6 protein-coding genes and 1 pseudogene are annotated in these 5,612 nt (G+C 66.0%); 2 read left to right on the top strand and 5 right to left on the bottom strand.

The features are described from left to right. The 4 genes and pseudogenes from ABZ807_RS32980 to ABZ807_RS32965 form a co-directional block, all read right to left on the bottom strand. Positions 1 to 930: DEAD/DEAH box helicase (locus ABZ807_RS32980; protein ID WP_357166976.1), on the bottom strand; the 930-nt coding region annotated here is incomplete at its 3' end. 244 nt (positions 931 to 1,174) lie between these two features. Beyond that, a complete protein-coding gene (locus tag ABZ807_RS32975) occupies positions 1,175 to 1,393 on the bottom strand; it encodes a DDE-type integrase/transposase/recombinase (protein WP_357166979.1) in 219 nt (72 codons plus the stop codon). After that, positions 1,380 to 1,811 carry an IS3 family transposase gene (locus ABZ807_RS32970; protein WP_357166973.1) on the bottom strand — a complete coding sequence of 144 codons (432 nt, stop codon included), beginning with the start codon at positions 1,809 to 1,811 and terminating at the stop codon, positions 1,380 to 1,382. The genes ABZ807_RS32975 and ABZ807_RS32970 overlap by 14 nt, the downstream gene beginning before the upstream one ends. A 148-nt stretch (positions 1,812 to 1,959) precedes the next feature. Beyond that, positions 1,960 to 2,121: pseudogene (locus ABZ807_RS32965) on the bottom strand (transposase); the annotation flags it as partial. A 155-nt stretch (positions 2,122 to 2,276) separates the two neighbouring features. On the opposite strand from ABZ807_RS32965, the gene ABZ807_RS32960 reads away from it, so the two are divergent. Then, positions 2,277 to 3,341 (top strand): hypothetical protein, encoded by a 1,065-nt coding sequence (locus ABZ807_RS32960; protein WP_357166970.1) that lies wholly within the window; start codon positions 2,277 to 2,279, stop codon positions 3,339 to 3,341. Then, positions 3,256 to 3,648, top strand: a complete 393-nt coding sequence (locus ABZ807_RS32955; protein ID WP_357166967.1) for a hypothetical protein — start codon at positions 3,256 to 3,258, stop codon at positions 3,646 to 3,648. Before ABZ807_RS32960 ends, ABZ807_RS32955 begins: the two co-directional genes overlap by 86 nt. On the opposite strand, the gene ABZ807_RS32950 is transcribed toward ABZ807_RS32955, so the two are convergent. Then, positions 3,645 to 4,409 carry an SDR family NAD(P)-dependent oxidoreductase gene (locus tag ABZ807_RS32950; RefSeq protein WP_357166964.1) on the bottom strand — a complete coding sequence of 255 codons (765 nt, stop codon included), beginning with the start codon at positions 4,407 to 4,409 and terminating at the stop codon, positions 3,645 to 3,647. The two genes, ABZ807_RS32955 and ABZ807_RS32950, sit on opposite strands and share 4 nt — an antisense overlap. Between the last annotated feature and the right edge of the window lie 1,203 nt (positions 4,410 to 5,612).

Genomic DNA, 5,612 nt, shown 5'->3' with positions numbered 1-5,612 from the left:
CAGACCGCGTGAAACGTTGAACTGGCTCAAACCGATCGAAGTGTTCAGCGATTTGGTAAGGAACGCAGTGTCGCCATGATCACTTGAATCCGCCCGGTCTTCGTTACCTGAGTGCGGCGTCGCGGTGAGCAGCAGCAACCGCTCCGAACGCTGCGCTACCCCTTCGACCAGCGTGTAGCGCTTGGTTTTGACGATCGACTCGTCCTTGCCGCCCTTAGTGAAAGCGGACGCTTTGTGCGCCTCATCGACGATTACGAAGTCCCATTCGGCGCGCAGCAGGTCGCCACGTACGCTGTCCTGCTTCGCGAAGTCCATGCTCGCGATGACCAGGCCGTAACGCTCCCAGGGGTTGCGGCCAAGCTGATGGTGAGTCCGCTCGCTGTTGACAATCTCGAACTGCTCGTCGAACTTGTCGAGCATCTCGTCCTGCCATTGCGTGGTCAGCGGCGCAGGACAAAGAATGAGGCATCGCTCCACCGCCGCGCGCAGGCGAAGCTCCTTGAGCAGCAGACCAGACATGATCGTCTTTCCGGCGCCAGGATCGTCCGCGAGCACGAAGCGTAGCCGAGGCTGCGGAAGCATGTGACGGTAGACGGCCTCAATCTGATGTGGTAAGCCGCGCACCCCGCTAAGCGATACCGCGAACAGCGGATCATGGGCGTAGGCGAGGCGGATCCGCTGCGCCTCCACCCAGAGGAACAGGTCGTTCGGCGACACCAGGGCACCGTCAGCCAAGGTTGCCGCAGCCAGCGCAGCGGAGAGGTCCTCGGCGGTCACCTGCGTCTCGTCCGGTGCGCCACTGCTGTGACGTACTCTCAGCAGGTACACACCGTCAGCGATCTCTTCGTAATCCTCCACCCGAATCGGCCGAGCGAAGTGACCCGCCAAAAAGATCAGACGGTTACGGAGCTGATCGCGCAAACTACTCACAAGACCTCCGCAAGACGGACAAATCGGTCTACTGGTTCTCGGGTACCGGATGTTCCAGCCGCTTGATCCTAGTCGGGGCTTGCGACGGACGCGTGTGTCGGAAAGGCTCCGGCCCCTTGACGTTCGCGTCGGCAATACAGCTCAGCCAGCTGGGTGGCGCTCCGACTTCCCGCAGCCGAAACGATCTGTACAGGCCCTGGCAGGAACCCACCATGGGCACGGCTGTTGGGACACCGAGTGCTTGCTACAGCGCGCTCGTGCGACTCCACGAGCTGGGGCGGATTCCGTGATCGGTATGCATGATCGCCCCGTTGAGGCTGCCGAGGGTGCGCAGGGCGGCATTGAGGGCGTCGATGACCAGGTCGGTGCGCATGTGATCGGCGGTCGCCCAGCCAACGAGGCGCCGCGAGTGGAGATCGATCACCGTGGCCAGGTAGTGGAAGCCGCGCTCACCGACCGGCAGATACGTGATGTCGCCGATGTAGCGCTGATTCGGCTGCGGGGCGGTGAAGTCCCGGCCGATCAGGTCCGGTGCCTTCGCTGCGGCCGGATTCCGGCACGGTGGTCCGTGTGCGGCGGCGTAGCCGCAGTCCTTGCACGCCGATGCGGCGCATCACCCGCGCGACCCGCTTGCGGTTGACCCGCTGCCCGGCATCGCGGAGCTCGGCGGTGATCCGAGGTGCCCCGTACGTGCCGTCGAACGCGGCGTGCACCGCGCGGATCCGCCCTGCGAGGGCGACGTCCGCGGCTTCCTGAGCCGCTCGCGCGTCGGTGGTGGACTTCCAGTAGTAGAAGCTCGAGCGAGCGACCCCGACGGCCTGGCACAACCGCTTCACGCCGTAGCGCTGCTGGTGGTCGACGACGAACTGGAAGCGGTTCACCAGCGCGTCTCCCCGGCGAAATACCGGGCCGCCTTACGCAGAATGTCGCGTTCCTCCTCCAGCTCGCGGATCCGCCGACGCAGCTCGGCGTTCTCTTCCCCGACCGAGCCTGCTGCCTGCGGCCTGACCGCCCCAGCTGCCGGTCGACAGTCGCGCCTCGTCGTTGATCGTCGGCGCGGACCCAGCTGCGCAACGTCTCCCGGTTGACGCCCAGGTCATCGGCGACCTGCGCGATGGTCGTACCCGGCCGAGACCGGTATAACGCCACCGCGTCGGCCTTGAACTGCGCCGGGTAGTGCTTGTTCACCATCGTGTTCCAGGACTCCTGTCCACCAGGACCATCACGATCCCAGTTTCAAGTGTCCAAGATCAGGGGCAACGCCCGTGCTACGTCGCGGGGTCTGCCCAGCAGGTGGCAACGATTTCTCGGTGCGTAATGTCGTATGTTGGATCTACAGTGCGCAGGTGCCCTATTCGATCGCTCCGTTGAACCGCTCTCGCGTCTTCGTGGGCGACTGCAGCGCGCTCGTGAACGAGATCATCGAAGGCACCCGTCGGCAAAACCTGACAAGCTTGTTGGCGGCCCTCCACCAGGGGGTGGTGCGCCTCTACATCCCCCGCCACGTGCTTGACGAGTTGGTGCGCCACATCCCTGAGGAGGCGCAGTCTCGTCGGCGCCCTGTGGATCCGCTGATGGCCCTCGAACGGTGGGAGATTCTCTACGCTCCGTACGTTCGAGTGGTGGATGTGCCACGGGAGTGGGCGCGCCAGGACGAACGGGTGCGCGCGGTCGATGTGCGTCACAGCACCGATACGCCATTTGCGCAGCTCGCTGCTGTGATCGGTCAGTGTTGGGCCTTGACTGAGGACCCAGATCTGGTCGCCAATGGCTTCGGTGATCGGGACCGGTTGCCGCTGCTTTTGGCTGCCGCGAATGAAGGTGAGATCAGCTACGTAGAGCGTGTGGTGGCCGTCCCCACTGTGATCGGTGCTATGACCTTGTCGGCGACTGGACGCAACTTTATGCGGCTGCCGGTGTGGGCGCAGTTTGGCCTGGTGGCCGCCAGCGGATTCCTGGTCTACCCGTGGCATCACGACGGTCGACTGGCCGGGCGCCTGCGGCAGCTTTTCGGGAAGGTCATCGACTTGGCGAGGTTGGCGGCGCCTCCCTTGATGACCATGCACACGCGCCGGACCGGCGGCGAGCCGATCTGGGAGGACCATATCGTGGAGCCCGCCAGTATGTTGACTTTGAACGAGCAGGTCGCGTCCGTACTGGCACGCGCCCCGGAGGGCGGGCTGCTTGCGCGGGACATCGCGAACCACCTCGACGAGCCGACGCCTCTGTCTCGCCTGGTGCCAACGGTTCGGGAGACGCTTGTCGGCTGTAGTGCGTTTGTCGAGGTCAGCCGGGGGCGGTGGATGCTTGGCCACGCTCTCTCCGATGAACCCGCCGCGATCTCGGCTGAGATGGTCGTGGACTGGCTATGGCGCGCGCACCGGTCCGACCCCGTGCTGGCCGTTCGATGATGCCGGAGAAGCCGTCGCAGCTAACGTCGCCGAGAACCGGGCGATCATCGCTGAGCTACAGAAGCTGTGGTTCGACGAGACGCCGCAGGACGAGTTCAAGCGGCTAAAGCTGTCGACGGGGCGTCTGGCCTTCGCCCTGACTGCCAACGCTTACGCCAAGTCGCGCGGGCTTGTCAAGCCCGGCGTGGCGGCGGTCTTGGCCGCGTTGGTCGCCGGCCGCACCGCCATGCCCCCTGGGCTGCAGTTTGCTGAGTGTCGTGAAGCGTTGCTGATGCTGCTCACCCTCCGTACCGGGCCGCGACGTTAAGGACCCTTCTCCTCCTGTACCGAGTTTGCGCCGTCCACGATCAGCGTCTGGCCGCTGACGTACGATGCCTCGGGCGTGGCGAGGAACACTACGGCCGCTGCCACCTCGTCCGGGGTACCGGGTCGGCCAACCGGCGTAGCCCGCCCCATGGCCAATTCCCGGCCCGTCGCCGAGCCGGTCGCGATCCAGCCCGGCGCGACCGCGTTGACGGTGACGCCGTACCGGCCGACCTCCACCGCCAGCGCCCGGGTCAGCCCCACCATGCCGGCCTTCGCGGCGTGGTACGCGGCGTCGCCGGGGTAAGCGACCACGGGCCCGGACACCGAGGCGACGTTGACCACTCTGCCGTACCGGCGCTCCACCATGCCAGGAAGCAGTGCACGGGTCAGCCGGAACGTGCTGGTCAGGTTGCGGTCGAGCGCATCGTGCCAGACCTTGTCGCTGGTTTCGAGCAGCGGTGCCGACTCGGCCGCATCGGACACCGACGTCATGCCGGCGTTGTTGACCAGGATGTCGACCCGGCCGCGCACGTGCAGGGCCGCCTGGGCCAGGCGATTCACCTGCTCCGGATGGGTCAGGTCGGCCACCAGGCCGGACGCGTCGATTCCTTCGGCGCGCAACTCGGCCACGCGCTGTTCAATGCGCTGCGTTGTCGCGGCGACAATGATGTATGCGCCAAGCCTGCCGAGCAGCCGGGCCGAGGCGAAGCCGATCCCGGTTTCGCTGCCGGCTCCCGTGATGACGGCGGTCTGGCCGCTCACCCGGGCAAACGTCGCTGGTGCGGTGCTCACACCGGCAGAGTAGCGATCTTGCCGTGGGTCGGCATCAGGAGCTACGGATCCAACGGCTGTGGCCAGGTCGGCTTGCTGCAACAACAAGTCGCTGCCGTACCGATGCAGGGCACCATCGGTGTGGCGCTCGATCGCCAGGCAGGGGCCGATCACCGACGCCGAACAAGCTCAGTTGCGTGTCCGCATCCTCTACGAGCCGTAGCCAGAAAGCCTGGGGTCGCTGCCCTGGACATGGGCTTGGCAGCGCCAGCCGAGGGCGTCCCTCGGCCAGGTGACGACAGCGCTGGGTGGGATTTCAACCCCTTGCGGGTGGGCTGATCCAGCCCGACACCTTGCGGCTACGAGCTGGTCAGGATGGCCACGGGGGAGCCGCCCTGACCAGCAATTCCGTAACTGTACGGGTGAATACGACCACCGGCAACCGGTCGAGCAGCCGGTCGAGCCAGCCAGTAAGGCAGCGCAACGGGCCCCTTCACCGGTGATCGCCCGTCGGCCGAGGGCGACTGGCTCAGCTGACCGGTGCGGCCCGATCAGCCCAGCGATCCAAAACTCGGGCGAACGTTCTGCCTTCGTCGCGGCCCGCGATCGGCCGAGTGACGGACCTTACGTGCGGGCATACCGCCACGAGATCGCTCCCGGAGCGCTGCGCCCACACTCGTGCTACCGCTACTGACGGAACGACTGCCGACCCGGGAGGGTGCCGGTCCAAACGTACACCCACGGCGGGCCACCACCGGCGATCGACTCCAACTCGTACACGCCGTTCATGTCCGCGTCGAGCAACTCGCCGCCGTACTCGATCCATAACCAGCTCTGATCGATCGCTGTGGGGGGGCGCGCCGTCCTCGTCGACCGGCACGAGGAGGGAGCGGCGATCCACTGGACCCCCGACGCACGGCACGTCGATCTTCGCCCACATGTCCTGATCATCGTCCGAGACCTGGCCGCGCCTGGCGTCTTCTACCGATTGCGCCCTTCCCAGACGGCAGCATTGTCTGCAGGTACACCCCTCCGGTCTCGCGGAACACGATGCATCGTCCTGCCGTCCGACTTGGGCTCGTGCGTCAGGCCGGGGCCCGGGGGGGTGTCTCTATGGTCTTTGTCAACCGGTAACGGCGAGGTTTTCGGGGTTTTTGGTGCTGGGTTGCTGGTAGGGCTGCTTGTCACGGAGCA

This window comes from Micromonospora sp. NPDC047548 (assembly GCF_040642975.1).
Classification (GTDB): domain Bacteria; phylum Actinomycetota; class Actinomycetes; order Mycobacteriales; family Micromonosporaceae; genus Micromonospora.
Note: the sequence above shows the minus strand (reverse complement) of the source record. Positions and strands in the feature narration are given on the sequence as shown.

Coding starts and splice junctions, on each gene's coding strand:
- ABZ807_RS32955 (WP_357166967.1), top strand. CDS start 3,256: ATGAACCCGCCGCGATCTCGGCTGAGATGGTCGTGGACTGGCTATGGC.